The organism is Glutamicibacter ardleyensis (genome assembly GCF_014644555.1).
GTDB classification, from domain to species: domain Bacteria; phylum Actinomycetota; class Actinomycetes; order Actinomycetales; family Micrococcaceae; genus Glutamicibacter; species Glutamicibacter bergerei.
Map to the genome: position 1 here is coordinate 250,036 of NZ_BMKX01000001.1, position 14,843 is coordinate 264,878.

Here is a 14,843-nt window from a genome sequence, read left to right on the forward strand (position 1 = left end):
CAGGGACATTGGCATAGTTAGTGTTCCAGAACCGTTGACTCCGGCAGCGGAGATAGTCGAGGAGAACCATGATCAACAAGCGTTCCCACCCCGATACCAGTGACGGTGCCCCACACCGGCAATGGAACGAGCTACTGCAAGAAATGCGTGTGATGCAGACCGGTGTGCAGATTCTCGCTGCATTCCTGGTGGTACTGCCTTTTCAAGCGCGATTTGAAATGCTCAGCCACAACGACGAGATTGTCTACATCATCTTGCTGGTGGCTGCGACCCTACTCATCTTGTTACTGATTACTCCGGTAGCCGTGCACCGTTATTTCTTTGGACAACGCCTCAAAGAGCAAACAGTGGCCTTGGGTCATATCGTGTTGAAGATTGTAGGACTAGGTGTGGGACTGCTGGTCTCGGGCTGTGTTTGGTTCGTCCTACAGGTGCTTTTTGGTTGGCAAACGAGTGCTTGGATTGGTGGTCCGTTAATCGTGGTGACACTATTCTTGTTGCTGGCGTTGCCACGAATCCTGATTCCTAACCATGCGAAGGATCGAGAGCAGCAGACTGCTGACGACTAACTCATCCGGTCAACATGGCGCAGCATCAATCTCATCGGCGCCTGTCTGAGAAACTTGGGCAGGACGCGGGTAGCTACGCGAACGAACGAGACGGTTCGCCGGTTACGCTTGCGCACCTTTTCGGTAACTACGTATCCGAATTCTTCGCGCACCTTCGGTGGGAGCTGAGCTATGGTCACTTCACGCATGAGCGGCAATCCCGCACGGATCCACCATGGGGCGTTAGTTCCAGCAAAGAGTTCCTCAGCCAGCGCACGAATCTGCTCGCTCACGACAAGGTTCTCCAGCGTGCGGTCGAAGTAGTTGTCAAAGGCGCGCAGATTCTCCGGCCAGAAATGCTCCGGCATCTGTAACGCATCCCCTAGCCGGGCGTACTGCCGATAGAGATCTTCCTCGTCCTGTGGCCCAGCATTGGGAAGAACTTGCCCGGCAATCATCCGTGCGGAGTCATAAAGCGTCGCCGCAACCCATAACTGCAACTTAGGGTCCAGTGCCGAGTAAGCCGGGGCTCCTTGCTCCACATCTCGACTGCCTCGTACCGATGCGTGGGCGGAGTCGACGTAGTCAACAATGGTTCGTTGTTGTTCTTCGGTGCCATTGCTCAAGGCATAAATGTAGCCGAGCGTATGAACCAGACGACTGAGCGGATTCATGGCAAAGTCCGAATGGTTGGCAATAGCCAAGCCAATCTGCGGGTGCGCAAGCTGTAATAGAATGGCACGCCCGGCACCGAGCAATAGTCCCGCCTCGGGCGCGATACGTGAAAACAGTTCCCTGTCCTGGGCTCCGCGCTCGTCTTGTTCCATATTCACCATTCTAAGAGCCAGCGGCCTTGAACTGGTTGCCCATCCCAGGATCATGGGCAGGACTGAAGTGTGCTGCTCATGTTCTGAGAATGATCATCGTTGCAGCCCTTCGCGCACGGTGTTACCTTCCCAAATGCTCCTTCTGGCAAGCAAAAAGCCGGCACCGACGCACTGTCGATACCGGCTTGGGCTTGGTCTTAGAAAGCTACCCCGCAGTGCAGGATCACGTTGGCGAAGGGAGTTGACTCCCCGGTGCGCACGATAACCTTCGCGTTGGGCAATTCGGCTTTGAGCTGTTCATGGGTGATGAATTGTGGCTCAAGTCCGTAGGACGCACATAGCTGCAGGACCGTCCCCTCTTTGGCTTCGCTAGCCAGCGTGCTGGCCTCGATCACCAAATTGCGGCTGAGTACATCCAGTACCTGCTCAAAACTGAGCAGTCCTTGAACCAGTGCTAAATCGATGACTGTGGGACCTGCAGGAAGTGGTAAACCGCAATCGGCGATAACCACCGTGTCGGTGTGCCCCAGCTTGGCCAATGCGCCAAGTAGTGGGGCGTTGAGAATTTCGGATTTCAGCACGAATGCTTCCTTAGGTCTTGCTTGAAAAGTTCTGTCTTAGAGTGCATCTAGTGAACGCGGGTAGGACGCTTGAGCGCCATGTGCCTGTACGGTCAGCGCCGCGAACTTTCCAGCGAAATCTGCTGCTTGTGCCAGAGTGTCACCGTGAGCCAGCCGGGCTGCGACCGCACCGGTAAATGCGTCGCCTGCACCGGTGGTGTCCAATGCCTTGACCTTCACCGCTGAAAGCTGCTGCATTTCAGTGCCCTGTTCAACCACCAAACAGCCGTTGGCACCCAAGGTGATCACCAACGAGGCTAGACCATGGGCCATGAGCTTCTCGGCAATCACCGGCTCGGCTTCGGTCGACATAGTTTCGCTGCCATCGAGCTGTTGCAAGATGAGCGCCGCTTCGTGTTCGTTGACCACCAGCGGGTTGGCTTTGAGCAGGTAATCGCGGTCCAGTTCGATCACCGGTGCCAGGTTGAGCACCACCTTATCGGTGGCCAGATCCATGGCGGTCTTGATGCCCGAGGCAGGGATTTCACCTTGCAGCACCACAATGCCGTGCAGTGTACCGGCGGCGTTGACTACCTCAGCGGTGACCGTGGAGTTAGCCCCGGACACCACGGCGATGGAGTTTTCCGCGCCGGAATCCACCTGGATGATCGCTACGCCGGTAGGTTGGCGCGAAGTTGAGACGCGATCCAGCTTCACGCCTGCTTCTTCAAGCTGGCCTAGCGCGATCTTCGCGTGCGAATCTTCGCCTACTGCACCGATAAATTCGGTGCGGGCTCCTGCTAATTGCGCGGCCAGGGCCTGATTTGCCCCTTTGCCGCCGGGCGAAAGCTGGTAGGAATCGGCCAACACGGTTTCACCCGGGCCAGGCAGGCGGTTCATCAACGCGGTGATGTCCACATTGCTCGAACCAACGATAGTGACTTGGATGTTGTCCGTCATGATTATTCCTTAGCTTGATATAGCTCAGTTGAGCTCTCGCCCGGCGAAATGAGGTACTACAGGTACTTACTTGGTGACGTAGTCAGCGACATTGTCGGTATTGACGGTGTCAACGGCAACCTGGACTACTTCCTCAACGGCTTCATCCTTCATGGCCTTAGCCAAGATCTGAACCGACTGCTTGCCTAGCTCGGCCGGGTTCTGCGCGATGGTGGCGACCAAGGTGCCGGCCTCTACTGCCTTGAAGCCATCTTCGGTACCGTCGAAGCCTACAACCTTGACGTCCTTGCCAGCCTTGGCGCCCAGTGCCTGGATAGCGCCCAGAGCCATTTCGTCATTCATAGCCAGTACGCCGGTGGCGTCTGGGTTGGACTGCATCAGGTTGGTCACTACGTCCAGTGCCTCGGCACGGTCGAAGTTAGCGGTCTGGCTGGAGACCACCTTGATGTCGCCGAATTCTTTCAGGCCCTTGGTGAAGCCTTCGCCACGCTCGTTGGTTGCCGAAGCACCAGGTACACCCTCAAGGATGATGATCTTGCCCTTGCCGCCCAGCGACTCTGCTAGTGCCTTGGCTGCCTGCTCGCCACCAGCAACGTTGTCCGAAGCAACAAATGAAGCGACCTTGGTGTCGCCTACCGAACGGTCAACTGCGACGATTGGCAGTTCAGCCGAAACGATGGGAGCCAGGCCAGCTTCGGCGGTTTCGGTATCTACTGCGTTGATGATGACGCCTTCGGTGCCATCGGTGGCGGCGGTTGCCAGCTGGTTAGCCTGGCTGGCCGAGTCGTTCTGCGCGTCAACAACGGACAGGTCGATGCCCAGTTCGGCGGCTTCTGCCTGTGCGCCGTCACGCAGGTCAACGAAGAATGGGTTGTTCAGCGTGGACACTGCCAAGGTGGCCTTGGCACCCTCGGCAGCTGCCTCGCCACGGCCACAGGCGCTGGCGCCCAAGACCAGTGCTAGACCGAGGGTCAGTGCGGTGCTCTTACGAACGATGTTTTTCATTGGGTTCTCCCTTGAACTAAATGGTGTCAGAAACGGTGATACAAAAACTTTTAGTGGCGCACGTTCTTGCGACGCAGCACGTCGAAGCCCACGGCGATCGCGATAACCAAGCCGATAACTACCTGCTGCCAGAAGGCGCTGACCGAGAGCAGGTTCAGGCCGTTGCGGATCACCGCAAGGACCAGCGCACCGATGAGCGTTCCGGAAATACGACCCACACCGCCAGAAAGCGAAGCGCCGCCGATAACAACCGCCGCAATGGCGTCCAGCTCGTAACCGCTGGCCAAGGTTGGCTGTGCCGAATCCAGACGGCCCGCAAGGATCATGCCGGACAGTGCGGCGAAGATACCGGAAATAACAAACACGGTCACCAGTACGCGCTTGACCGGAATACCCGAAAGACGTGCGGCTTCGGTGTTGCCGCCCACTGCGAAGGCGTTCTTACCGATGATGGTGCGGTTTAACACGAACGCTGCGATCAGGCCGGAGACAATCAGGATCAGGATGGGCACCGGCATGAAGCCTAGGTCCCCGCCCAGCCAAGAGACCGAATCTCCGGTGGCGATAGGGCGCCCGTCGGAAATGACCAGGGTCAGCCCGCGCACAATGGTGAGCATTGCTAGCGAGGCGATGAAGGTCGGTAGTTTGCCGTAGGCGCTCATGGCACCGGTGACCCAGCCGCACAACCCGCCGATGGCCAGGCCAACCACGATCGATAGTCCGTCGGGCAGCCCGGCGGTGGTCACCCAGTAGGAGGAGGTCATGGCGGAGATCGCTGCGATGGAACCGACGGACAGGTCGATACCGGCGGCGACGATCACAAAGGTCATGCCGAAGGCCATCACCGCGATGGTGGAAACCTGGATGCCGATATTCATCAGGTTCGGCCCGGTCAAAAAGCGCGGGGTCGCGATGAACATGGCAAGGCAAAGAACAACCAGGCCGACTAGGGCACCGTTGTTTGCAAGGAATGCCTTGAAGTCAAAGCCCTTCTTGGGTGTGGTGGCTACGCTGCTCATTACTTCTTTCCCATTTCATCTTCGCGGTGCACATTGCTCACGGCAAGGGCCATGATGCTGTCTTGAGTTGCTTCATTGGTGGCTAATTCTCCGGCGATCCGGCCCTGGCTCATCACCAGGACGCGGTCGGACATACCCAGCACTTCGGGCAGTTCGCTGGAGGCCATGAGTACGCAGCCTCCGGAGGAGGTAATCTCATTGATCAATTCGTAAATTTCTACCTTGGCCCCGACGTCCACACCGCGGGTTGGTTCGTCCAGCAGTAGCACCTTGGCCCCGGCAGAGAACCAGCGGCCAAAGACCGCCTTTTGCTGGTTGCCTCCGGAGAGTGAACGAATCGGCTGGTCAATATTCCCCATCCGGATACGCAGGCGGGCGGCCACCTTCTCGGCGCGTTCACGCTGGCCCTTGCGGTCTACCAGTCCAGCTTTTGCGGTAGATGCCATGGTGGCGTAACCGATGTTCTCGGCGACCGAGGCATCGAGTACCAGGCCCTGAGTTTTGCGGTCTTCAGGCACATGGCCTAGCCCTGCACGGGTGGCCGCAGCAACGTCATTGCGTGGCAGCTTTTTGCCGGCAACCTTCACGGTGCCCGAAGTGTATTTATCTGCTCCGGCAATCGCGCGGATCAGTTCGGTGCGCCCAGCGCCCATCAATCCGGCCAGGGCCACAACTTCACCGGGACGTACTGACAGCGAAATGTTTTGCAGTGCTCCTACGCTGAGATTTTCCACGCTCAGCAGGTGCTGCTCGCCAGGAGTGGCCGTTTGGCGCGGGAATTGTGCATCGATGTCGCGACCTACCATCAGGCGTACCAATTCGTTTTCCGGGGTGTCTGCCGGGACGGTGGCAATGAACTTTCCATCACGCAAGACGTTGACGAAGTCGCCAATGGCCGCAATCTCATCGAGGTGGTGGCTGATGAAGACCATGCCCACGCCTTTGGTCTTGAGCTGGTTGACGACCTCAAAGAGACCTGCAATCTCAGCGTTGGTCAAGGCGGCAGTTGGTTCATCAAGGATGAGTACGCGGGCGTCCAAGGACAGTGCCTTGGCGATCTCCACTAACTGTTGCTGGGCTAGCCCTAGGTCACCTACTGGGGTGTTGACATCAAGATTCAAGCCCAGCTGGTCCAGTGCTTCGCGGGCAATGCGGCGCATCTCTCGGCGGTTGATAATGCCAAAGCGACGCGGTACACGGCCTAAGGTGATGTTTTCAGCGATAGTCATCGAGGGAACGAGGTTTAGTTCCTGGTGGATGGTGGCGATGCCCAGGGCTTCGGAAGCCTTAGTATCTGGGATCTGCACTTCCTTGCCGTCCATCAAAATGCGTCCGGAATCGGCGCTGTGCACTCCGGCGATCATCTTGATCAAGGTGGATTTGCCTGCACCATTTTCGCCGAGCAGCACCGACACCTTACCGGCGTGGACCTCGACGGTAACCTCATCGATTACCTGGACGGGGCCGAACGACTTGCAGACCCGGTCAAGGACCAGTAGAGCGTCGTTGCTCATGGGCGCACCTTTCCTTCCATCACTTGTGTTGCTTTGGCTGACGCCACCGAGGGGCGCAGCGTAAATTTGCTAATTAGTTCTTCGGGTTCCGGTTTCTGACCGGCCATCACTTCACGCAGGGCTTGAACCGCCATTTTTCCCATCTGGCTCAGGTCATGACCGATAGTGGCAATTGGCGGATCATGGATGAGCATCGCATCGACCTCGTCGAAGGTAATCACCGACAGGTCAGAGCCAACTCTTACCCCCAGTTCGCGCCAGACGCGAAGCGCTCCAATGGCCATCGGTGCATCCGCAACGATTATGGCGCTAGGTTTTGCTGGGTTTTCCAGAAGCCATTTAGCTGCCAGCGCGCCGGAGGCAGGCTGGAAGTCACCGACAAAGTGCAATGCTTCATCGGCATGCAGCCCGTTGTTCGCCAGTGCGGTTTCGAAGGCGCTATACCGTTCAAGGGCGGTGGAGGCGTGCTTTGGTCCGCCAACAAAGGCAATGTTTTGGTGGCCCAGGGATTGTAGTGTGGCTACCGCTTCATCCAACGCTTGGGCGCTGTTGGCGGTGATGGCTGGAACCTGAACGCTAGGCAGTGCCCGGTCAACGAAGATAGTGGGAATGCCGCTGGAAAGCACGCGATTCATCATTTCGCTGGGCTGGTTTGATTCTTCATTCAACCCCTGCGGCACAATGACCAGTCCGTCCACACGGCGTGAAAGCATGGTGGCCAAAAAATCATCTTGTTGTGCGGCATCTTCGTTGGCATTACCAATGAAGGTCATCAGTCCGGCGGCGCGCGCATGCTGTTCCACCGCATGGGCCAGGTCTGAGAAGTAGGGGTTACGCACGTCAGAGATCAACAGTGCGATGGAATCTGTTTTGGTGGAGCGCAGTGAGCGGGCCTGCGCGTTGGGCATGAAGCCCAATTCTTTCGCGGCACTTTCAACCTTGGCGCGGGAATCTGGCGAGGTCGCCGGGTGACCTGAAAGGACGCGCGAAGCGGTGGCAACAGATACTCCTGCTGCGCTGGCAACGTCCTTGATGGTGACGGCGTTCATGGCCAATAAGCTCCCTTGCTTACTCATGTAAACGATTCCATGGAATCGTTTACACAGTCTTCCCTAACAAGTTTTTCAAGTCAAGACGGCGCCCGTGACTCGACGCCAGGGCTTCGTGAGACCTGGGAAAAACGAGTCAATGACTTGTGATTTTTTAGCCAAACCAGACTAGGTCACCGAATAACTCAGATTTATTCGCGATGCGCAGTTCAAGCCTTCGGCGTGCACAGCACAGTTGACTATGATTAGTGATGTGTCGGTAACTCAACTTTCAGATAGCGCGCAGAACTACCTCAAGATCATTTTTAGTCTCAACGAATGGTCTGATGAGGCGGTGTCCCCTACCGTGATCGCAGAAAAGGCCGGGGTCAAACTTTCCACCGTCTCCGGGGCCATGTCTAAACTGCGCCAACAAGGATTGCTGAACCACGCTCCCTATGGCGCGGTTTCGCTGACCGCTTTGGGCCGCGAGTATGCGGTCGCCATGGTGCGCCGGCACCGGCTGATCGAGACTTTTCTCGTCCAGATGCTCGGATACCGCTGGGATCAGGTGCACGAAGAGGCCGAACAGCTTGAGCATGCGGTGTCCGACTTCATGGTTCAAAGAATCGACGAGTTACTCGGTTATCCAACCCGGGACCCGCATGGAGATCCTATCCCCACCGCAGAAGGTGCGATTTCATTTCCCGCTGCGACCTTGCTTGCCCAGGCAAAGCCGGGGCAAAAGGTCAGGGTCGAGCGAATCTCCGATGCGGATTCGGAACTACTTCAGTACTTTTCGGAAAACGGCATTATCGTCGGCGCGCAATTAAACATCGCGACAGGTGAACCATTTTCCGACACCTTAGAGGTCACCGCGAATGGCGAGCCGACGGTGATCCGTCTAGGCGCGCGAGCCACCGAAGCGGTCTGGGTTTCGCCCCTAGACTCCACCGACTAATCCGAGGAGAATAAGCGCACATCGGTAGGGAGTGAACAATGTTTGGGGTACGAACTTACGACTCGATCAATAAGGTCGAAATCATCAACACCATGCGTTTGGAAGCTTTCCCTGTGCGTTCTGCAGCAGACTCAAAGCCCCGTCGGCGCTCAGCGCTGTTTGCCTCGCTAGCTCGTAGGAGCATGCGGAAAACAAGTTTCCCTCGGCACGCTCACAAGCTGCGCGAGTAGCGCGACTTATCCTGCGTGCTGCAAGTTCTTGCGCCGTCTGCGCACCGCGAACCGATGCGCAACTAACCCTTGGCGTGGGCTAAACAGGTAGATCAGTACAAAGATCGCCCCTTGCGAAAGCACCACCATACCTCCGGTAGAAGCATCCAGATAGTAGCTGACGTACACGCCGATAATTCCAGCCAGTGCCGCCAAGGCCGGAGAAATCACCAGCATCTTGCCGAAGCTGTTTGTCAGCAGATAAGCGCTCGCACCCGGAATGATCAGCATCGCTACCACCAAGATGACACCCACCGCCTGCAACGCCACCACCGAAGTCATGGCAAGCAACCCTAAAAGGACCGCCCCGATCATTCGCGGGTTCATGCCCAGTGCGTGAGCGTGGGTTGAGTCAAAAGCGTAGAGCGTGAAATCTTTGCGTTTGAGGATCAGAATCAGGAAGGTCACCGCGCCTAGGATGATGACCTGCCACAGGTCCGCAGCGGACACCCCGAGCAGATTTCCAAAGATAATGTGGTTCAAATCTAAGTGACTTGGGGTCACTGAGATCAGCACCAGCCCAAAGGAAAATAAGGTGGTAAACACGATTCCAATAGCCGCATCCTCTTTCAGCCTAGAGGTATCGCGCACTCCCCCAATCAATGCAACCGCCAAGAAACCAAAAACTAGGGCGCCCAAGGCAAATGGTGCGCCGACAATATATGCGAGCACCACCCCGGGCAATACCGCATGGGACACCGCATCACCCATCAGCGACCAGCCGATGAGCACAAGCCAGCAGGAGAGCACCGCACACAGTATCGCTGCGATTACGGTGACGGCGAGCGCGCGCACCATAAAGGTATAACCCAGTGGCTCGGCCAATAATTCGAAGAGGTTCATGCGTCTTCGCCTCGGTTCATAGGATCCAGCCCGAAGGCCATGGCTAGGTTCTCTGGTTGCAGAACCAACTGTGGATCTCCTTGCATCAGTACCTTGCGCATCAAAAGTATTGCTTGATCCGCTAAATTTGGCAGCGCATGAAGATCATGCGTCGAAATCAATACGCTTCCGCCCTGGTCCGCTACTTCCCGCAGGAGCTTGGTAATTGTTGCTTCGCTTCTCTTGTCTACCCCGGCGAATGGCTCATCGAGCAACATGATATTCGCTTCTTGGGCGATACAGCGAGCTACAAAGGCGCGTTTCTTTTGCCCGCCGGAGAGCTGACCGATCTGTCGTGAAGCCTGTTCGGTGAGTTCAACTCGGGCTAGTGCTTGCTCTACCGCCTCATGGTCCGCCTTCCGCGGGCGTCTGGTGAATCCCATATGCCCGTAGCGTCCGGTCATCACTACTTCGCGCACCGAAATCGGGAAGTCCCAGTCCACGGCCTCGTTTTGTGGAACGTAACCGATAGCCCCTGATTTACGCGCCTGCAGTGGATTAGTGCCGTTGACTAATACGCTGCCGGTGTCGGGTTTAACCAGCCCCATAATGGTTTTGAAGAGTGTCGATTTTCCGGATCCGTTCATTCCAACCAGTCCGCAAACAGATCCACGCTCCAGTTGAATCGATGCCTTATCCAGGGCGAGCAACGAGCCATAGTGAACTGTCGCATTGGCGACATCGATGGCGAGCGTCATGGCATTTCTCCTCTTAAGGCGCGGGTAATAGTTTGAGCGTCGTGGGTGATCAGGTCCAGGTAGGTTGGCACCGGCCCGTCCGGTTCGGACAGGGAATCAACGTAGAGTGTTCCGCCGTAGTACGCATCGGTGGATTCGACGACTCGTTGCATGGCTGCATCCGAAACAGTCGATTCGCAGAAGACCGCAGGAACCTGATGTTCTCGCACGTAGTCAATGGCTGCGGCAACCTTACGCGGGGTGGCCATTGACTCTGCGTTCACTGCCCAAAGGTATTTCTCACGCAAGCCAACATCCCTGGCCAGATAACTGAAGGCTCCTTCGCAGGAAACCAGCACCCGCTGGTTTTCGGGTACTTTTGCTAGGTCAGCCACCAGTGAGTCCTGAACCGCCTGCAATTTACGCTTATAAGTGGCGGCATTTCCCCTGAAATCATCGGCATGCTCTGGATCTAGCTCGCTGAACGCCTTGGCCATCGTATCGACATAAGTTTGGACGTTCAGCGGGCTCATCCAAGCGTGCGGGTTGGGTTTTCCGTCACCGGCACCCCCGGTGATGCTGATGGGCTTGACTCGGTCACTGACGGTGACATGCGGCGCCGGGTTATCGTGCACAAATTGTTCAAACCATGCTTCCAGATTCATCCCGTTATCAAGGATGAGATCCGCATGGGAGGCCCTTCGCAAATCTTCCGGGGTTGGTTCATAACCATGAATTTCCGCCCCGCGTTTAGTCACCGACTCCACACGCAGGTGTTCCCCTGCCACGTTTTGTGCAATATCGGCCAGCACCGTGAAGGTTGTCAGCACCACCGGACGTTCGTCCTGAGGTGCCACCGTCTCAGGTTGGCGCGAAGCGCTGCAACCGCTGAGGATCAGTGCTACTGCGCAAGCCAGCGCCAGAACGCGACGATGCGTTGTTCTGGTCCGTGGACCTTTTGCTGCTTGCACCGTTGCTCACACCATTTCACTTTGACTGCCCGCGAGAAATCCGCTTTCACACAGCATAATGTTTGAGGGGTCAAACATTCAAAGTTGATGTCACAATCAGCGCGAAATAAGTGCGCCTCCTAAACGCCGATCAACGTATTGATTAGCCTGGCAGCGGTACGCGCGGTACGCGCATCGATGTCAAAGCTTGGATTCAGTTCCACCACGTCAACAAGTCCAAGCTTCCCGCTGTCCGCAACATAACGGCACACCGCATGAATTACTTCTAAGGGCACGCCGTAAGCCGCCGGCGCGCTGACCCCTGGGGCCGTTGCCGCTGGCAAAACATCAAGGTCAATGGTCAGGTACAGCTGGTCAACAGAACCCAAGAACTCACGAACAAACTCAATGACCGCTTCCAGGTTCCCCGCGCCGCATTGCTCATCGACTAGGTACCGGACCCCGAGAGCATGAGCCTGGTCAAATAACACCCGGGTGTTATTTGGTTCGCTGATCCCAATGACTGCGTATCTAAAATCGCGTCCCGCCGCTTGCATGTCATTGGCGATATCTTTGAACGGCGTGCCACTGCTCCGACGCGGTGCGCTACGCAGGTCAAAATGAGCGTCCAAGTTCAAGATTCCAATGCGCGTATCGGGGTGTTCTCGAAAATGATCAAAGAGTCCGCTAAACGATCCGTAAGCGGTCTCGTGCCCTCCGCCAAGCACTACCGGCATCGTGCCGGCGTTCAGCAACCCCGACACCGCCTGGGCCAGTCGAACCTGGCCCGATTCGAGTTCGTCACCGAGCACCACGATGTCGCCCGCATCATGCACGGCACGTGGCTGATGGATTGCTAATGAGCTTAAGGCTGCTCTCAACGCCTGCGGGCCACTAGCCGCGCCTGTTCGTCCTTGGTTTCTCAAAACTCCCGCGTCCGAAGCAAAACCAAGCAGTGCTACCGGCCGCGAAGTGGAATGCTCCTCGGAAGGAGCGAACCGATCGGAATTTACATGCTGGTGCCAGCGAAGATGCTCGGCCCCTTCTCCGTCTAGGCGGCCACCCCATTCTGCGGCCGGCCGATCTACCTGAATTCCCAGATGTGACGCATTATTCCCCATGTCACCAGCTGACCAGATCCGCGGCTAGCTAACCAGTACATTGAGCCAACTTAGTCCGAGATTTCGGACTGTTGGTCTCTGGTCGCGAAAATACCGTTAGATACTATCGAGCTCGCCGCGAGCAAAATCGCGGAAGGCAAGGTTTTGATACAACTGCTCCCCACGATTGGTCTTGATGATCAACTAGGGCGTTAATCCCAGTGCACGACTGGCACCACGGTTATTCCGGACACCACGGCGGGCGCGCAAAGGGTTAATTTTACCGGAGTGCGTCATCCGAGGTGTTGTGACAACTACTGTTCACGCAGCTACTTGCCCAGTCCGGGCCGGCGCACCAATTCGCTCTAATTTAGCCTCCCATCAGAACCAGAATCACCATAGACCTCAACATGAATATGATCCATATGCTTGGTGGTGTCATTCCATTTATTGGTGAACTGGGTACCGTATTTACCCGAGGCGGAATATTCGTTCCAACCTGAGCCGGGCAACCATATTTGGTCTTGCCAGATGAGGTAATACACCCCGAGCTGTTCCCGGTTATCGAGCAAGAACTGGGCTATCTTGTCGCCCTGAGCAATACGAGTTTTGTTCTTGTAGTCTCGGATCATCAAGTCAACGGCCTTACCTGCGCTGTGCCCCACCGAACCGCTCCTGATGGTGTGGATATTGCTCACGGTGTCACCGAAACGATGATCTATTGCCTTGAGAACGCGTTGCGCATCGGGTTGCAGACTCACTGGCGCTTTAGTCGCGAGATATTTGGCGCTGACCCATCCGGTGCCTTGAGAAGATTTGATCTGGGACCAGCCGTTGCTCATCTTGAGGAAGGTGACCTTCTCGCCCATTGGCACTACACCTAGGCTTCGGTGCTCAACACCACCGCCTGCTCGTAGATTCACGTTCGCCGTAGTCCAACGAAATACCTGCTGCTTATCGGGAACCGGTGCTTGAGGTTGATTGGACGTCACGTAGGTAGAGCTGACCCACCCGACACCTTGCGTAGTGGTGACGCGAGTCCACCCGTTAGCTGTTCCGTGTGCGGTTACTTGCTGGTTCTTAGGAACAACACCGAGGGACCTGAACGACGTCGAACTGCCTTCGCGTAAGTTCACGTTTGTAGTTGCCCAGCGTTTAACGTTATTCAGTGGCAAGTAGGTCTTGTCGATCAGTGTAGTGCTCGGCACCCAGCCGATAACCTGTCCAGTTTTGATCTTTGACCAAGAGCCACTGCTGCGATAGAACCCTACTTTGCTACCGGGACGAATCGTCCCTAAAGATTTCGCTTTCGACGAGGTGGAGGCTCGGACCGCTACCGAGCTTATGGCCCACCGGTTGCCTTTCAACACGTCGTTCACGGGTTTGTTCGCCGAGAGATCCTTCGAAGAAATCCAGCCGAGGCCCTTCGATGTTTTGACGCGGGACCACCCATTTGAGGTGCCGTACAAAGTCACTTTTTCGCGTGCGGACACCGAGGCCTTTTTGCCCGTGGTGCTAGAAGCTCCGGTACGCAGGGTTGTATTCTTCACGACCCACCGTGGGGTGGCGGGGATTGCTTTGAATGCTCTGCTTGTCAGATTTGCTGTCGGGACCCATCCGGTGCCGCGAGTTGTTCGCACCTTGCTCCACGAACCCTTGGTGAGAAACAGACCCAGTTTTTCTCCGGCTCGAACTGTGCCCAAAGATTTAGTCTTGTTCCAGTTGCCCTCGCGAAGCACCGTGTCCGCGATGAGCCAGCGTGATCCGATGATCTTGGCGTTTACAGGCTTCGTATTACTGAGCTGTGCAGCCGAGATCCAACCCTTTGTCCCCGACACCGAGACATGTGCCCAGCTACCAGAAGTGCGGAACCATTCAACCTTGGCGCCAGAAGCGACATTTGCCAATTTCTTCGATTTGCTCGAGTTCTTCTGGAAAAGCGGCTGCTTGGATTTCGAGTATTTGTAGACAGCCGCCGGCATCGCCGAGGATAGCTGATTTGTGGGAACAAATCCGATGCTTCGACCAACCTTGATGCGCGTCCATGATCCGGAAGAGCCAAGACGTTGAACCTTAGTTTTACGGATGACCCCGGTTAGCGAGGTAGACGCTGCCGCGGGCTTCTGCCGTAACGACTGGAACGATTTTAGGTAGCGATAGACCACGGTCTTTGGCGTCGGCTTCGTCTGAGCCTTGACTGGTGTCAATTGTTTAGCCGGGACCCACCCGGTTTTGCTCTTGTAACTGACTTGGTCCCAACCGGAGCTACTTCGCGAAACGCTGAGTGTGGTGTTCTTGGGAATCACCAACACTGAGGCAGCCTTAGTTGACGGCGTCTTGCGCATCGTCAATTTTGAGTTGGTCTTCTTGGTAATCTTAGCTTTCGCCGCGGAACTTACCAGTGCGGTTCCTTGAGCAGGTTGTGGGGCCGCCACCGCCGGTGTGCCAAGTCCGAGAGTCAAAATAACTGCAAGTCCAAGACTCAGGACACGGTTAACGCGCATATCTTTATTCACTCTCGCGACTAGGCCTTTACGCCATTT

The 14,843-nt window shown here is 56.3% G+C and carries 14 protein-coding genes; 2 read left to right on the forward strand and 12 right to left on the reverse strand.

Features of this window, described 5'->3' with window-relative positions:
- The first annotated feature begins 68 nt into the window (after positions 1–68).
- Positions 69–569 (forward strand): DUF6328 family protein, encoded by a 501-nt coding sequence (locus IEX04_RS01150; RefSeq protein WP_096254908.1) that lies wholly within the window; start codon positions 69–71, stop codon positions 567–569.
- Here the strand turns inward: IEX04_RS01150 and IEX04_RS01155 are convergent.
- The 7 genes from IEX04_RS01155 to IEX04_RS01185 form a co-directional block, all read right to left on the reverse strand.
- Complete coding sequence (locus IEX04_RS01155; RefSeq protein WP_170947768.1) at positions 566–1,375, reverse strand: oxygenase MpaB family protein; 810 nt, start codon at positions 1,373–1,375, stop codon at positions 566–568. The genes IEX04_RS01150 and IEX04_RS01155 overlap by 4 nt on opposite strands.
- 197 nt (positions 1,376–1,572) lie before the next feature.
- Positions 1,573–1,956, reverse strand: a complete 384-nt coding sequence (gene rbsD / locus IEX04_RS01160) for a D-ribose pyranase (protein ID WP_096254906.1) — start codon at positions 1,954–1,956, stop codon at positions 1,573–1,575.
- A gap of 36 nt (positions 1,957–1,992) precedes the next feature.
- Positions 1,993–2,895, reverse strand: a complete 903-nt coding sequence (locus IEX04_RS01165) for a ribokinase (RefSeq protein WP_096254905.1) — start codon at positions 2,893–2,895, stop codon at positions 1,993–1,995.
- 66 nt (positions 2,896–2,961) lie between these two features.
- Complete coding sequence (locus IEX04_RS01170; RefSeq protein WP_188683069.1) at positions 2,962–3,900, reverse strand: substrate-binding domain-containing protein; 939 nt, start codon at positions 3,898–3,900, stop codon at positions 2,962–2,964.
- A gap of 50 nt (positions 3,901–3,950) precedes the next feature.
- Positions 3,951–4,919, reverse strand: coding sequence for an ABC transporter permease (locus IEX04_RS01175; RefSeq protein ID WP_096283093.1), 969 nt, complete (start codon positions 4,917–4,919; stop codon positions 3,951–3,953).
- Positions 4,919–6,433 (reverse strand): sugar ABC transporter ATP-binding protein, encoded by a 1,515-nt coding sequence (locus tag IEX04_RS01180; RefSeq protein WP_188683071.1) that lies wholly within the window; start codon positions 6,431–6,433, stop codon positions 4,919–4,921. Before IEX04_RS01180 ends, IEX04_RS01175 begins: the two co-directional genes overlap by 1 nt.
- On the reverse strand, positions 6,430–7,509 hold the full coding sequence (locus IEX04_RS01185) for a LacI family DNA-binding transcriptional regulator (protein WP_096254901.1): 1,080 nt from the start codon (positions 7,507–7,509) through the stop codon (positions 6,430–6,432). Before IEX04_RS01185 ends, IEX04_RS01180 begins: the two co-directional genes overlap by 4 nt.
- A gap of 226 nt (positions 7,510–7,735) precedes the next feature.
- Here IEX04_RS01185 and IEX04_RS01190 point away from each other — a divergent pair, with 226 nt between their 5' ends.
- Entirely contained in the window at positions 7,736–8,422 is a 687-nt protein-coding gene (locus tag IEX04_RS01190; protein ID WP_188683073.1) for a metal-dependent transcriptional regulator, read from the forward strand.
- Positions 8,423–8,658: 236 nt separating this feature from the next.
- Here IEX04_RS01190 and IEX04_RS01195 read toward each other — a convergent pair whose 3' ends face one another.
- The 5 genes from IEX04_RS01195 to IEX04_RS01215 form a co-directional block, all read right to left on the reverse strand.
- Positions 8,659–9,534 carry a metal ABC transporter permease gene (locus IEX04_RS01195; protein WP_096254899.1) on the reverse strand — a complete coding sequence of 292 codons (876 nt, stop codon included), beginning with the start codon at positions 9,532–9,534 and terminating at the stop codon, positions 8,659–8,661.
- Positions 9,531–10,271, reverse strand: a complete 741-nt coding sequence (locus tag IEX04_RS01200; RefSeq protein ID WP_188683075.1) for a metal ABC transporter ATP-binding protein — start codon at positions 10,269–10,271, stop codon at positions 9,531–9,533. Before IEX04_RS01200 ends, IEX04_RS01195 begins: the two co-directional genes overlap by 4 nt.
- Complete coding sequence (locus IEX04_RS01205) at positions 10,268–11,221, reverse strand: metal ABC transporter substrate-binding protein (RefSeq protein ID WP_170947767.1); 954 nt, start codon at positions 11,219–11,221, stop codon at positions 10,268–10,270. The genes IEX04_RS01200 and IEX04_RS01205 overlap by 4 nt, the downstream gene beginning before the upstream one ends.
- Positions 11,222–11,340: 119 nt before the next feature.
- Positions 11,341–12,321, reverse strand: coding sequence for a formimidoylglutamase (gene hutG, locus IEX04_RS01210; protein ID WP_188683077.1), 981 nt, complete (start codon positions 12,319–12,321; stop codon positions 11,341–11,343).
- A gap of 344 nt (positions 12,322–12,665) precedes the next feature.
- A complete protein-coding gene (locus IEX04_RS01215) occupies positions 12,666–14,804 on the reverse strand; it encodes an SH3 domain-containing protein (RefSeq protein WP_188683078.1) in 2,139 nt (712 codons plus the stop codon).
- Positions 14,805–14,843: the final 39 nt, after the last annotated feature.

Bases quoted from the DNA above. Each gene is read 5' to 3' on its own strand.
- IEX04_RS01170 (WP_188683069.1), bottom strand. From the start codon at position 3,900: ATGAAAAACATCGTTCGTAAGAGCACCGCACTGACCCTCGGTCTAGCA.
- IEX04_RS01175 (WP_096283093.1), bottom strand. From the start codon at position 4,919: ATGAGCAGCGTAGCCACCACACCCAAGAAGGGCTTTGACTTCAAGGCA.
- IEX04_RS01155 (WP_170947768.1), bottom strand. From the start codon at position 1,375: ATGGAACAAGACGAGCGCGGAGCCCAGGACAGGGAACTGTTTTCACGT.
- hutG (WP_188683077.1), bottom strand. From the start codon at position 12,321: ATGGGGAATAATGCGTCACATCTGGGAATTCAGGTAGATCGGCCGGCC.
- IEX04_RS01185 (WP_096254901.1), bottom strand. From the start codon at position 7,509: ATGAGTAAGCAAGGGAGCTTATTGGCCATGAACGCCGTCACCATCAAG.
- IEX04_RS01200 (WP_188683075.1), bottom strand. From the start codon at position 10,271: ATGACGCTCGCCATCGATGTCGCCAATGCGACAGTTCACTATGGCTCG.
- IEX04_RS01195 (WP_096254899.1), bottom strand. From the start codon at position 9,534: ATGAACCTCTTCGAATTATTGGCCGAGCCACTGGGTTATACCTTTATG.
- IEX04_RS01180 (WP_188683071.1), bottom strand. From the start codon at position 6,433: ATGAGCAACGACGCTCTACTGGTCCTTGACCGGGTCTGCAAGTCGTTC.
- IEX04_RS01150 (WP_096254908.1), top strand. From the start codon at position 69: ATGATCAACAAGCGTTCCCACCCCGATACCAGTGACGGTGCCCCACAC.
- IEX04_RS01215 (WP_188683078.1), bottom strand. From the start codon at position 14,804: ATGCGCGTTAACCGTGTCCTGAGTCTTGGACTTGCAGTTATTTTGACT.
- IEX04_RS01165 (WP_096254905.1), bottom strand. From the start codon at position 2,895: ATGACGGACAACATCCAAGTCACTATCGTTGGTTCGAGCAATGTGGAC.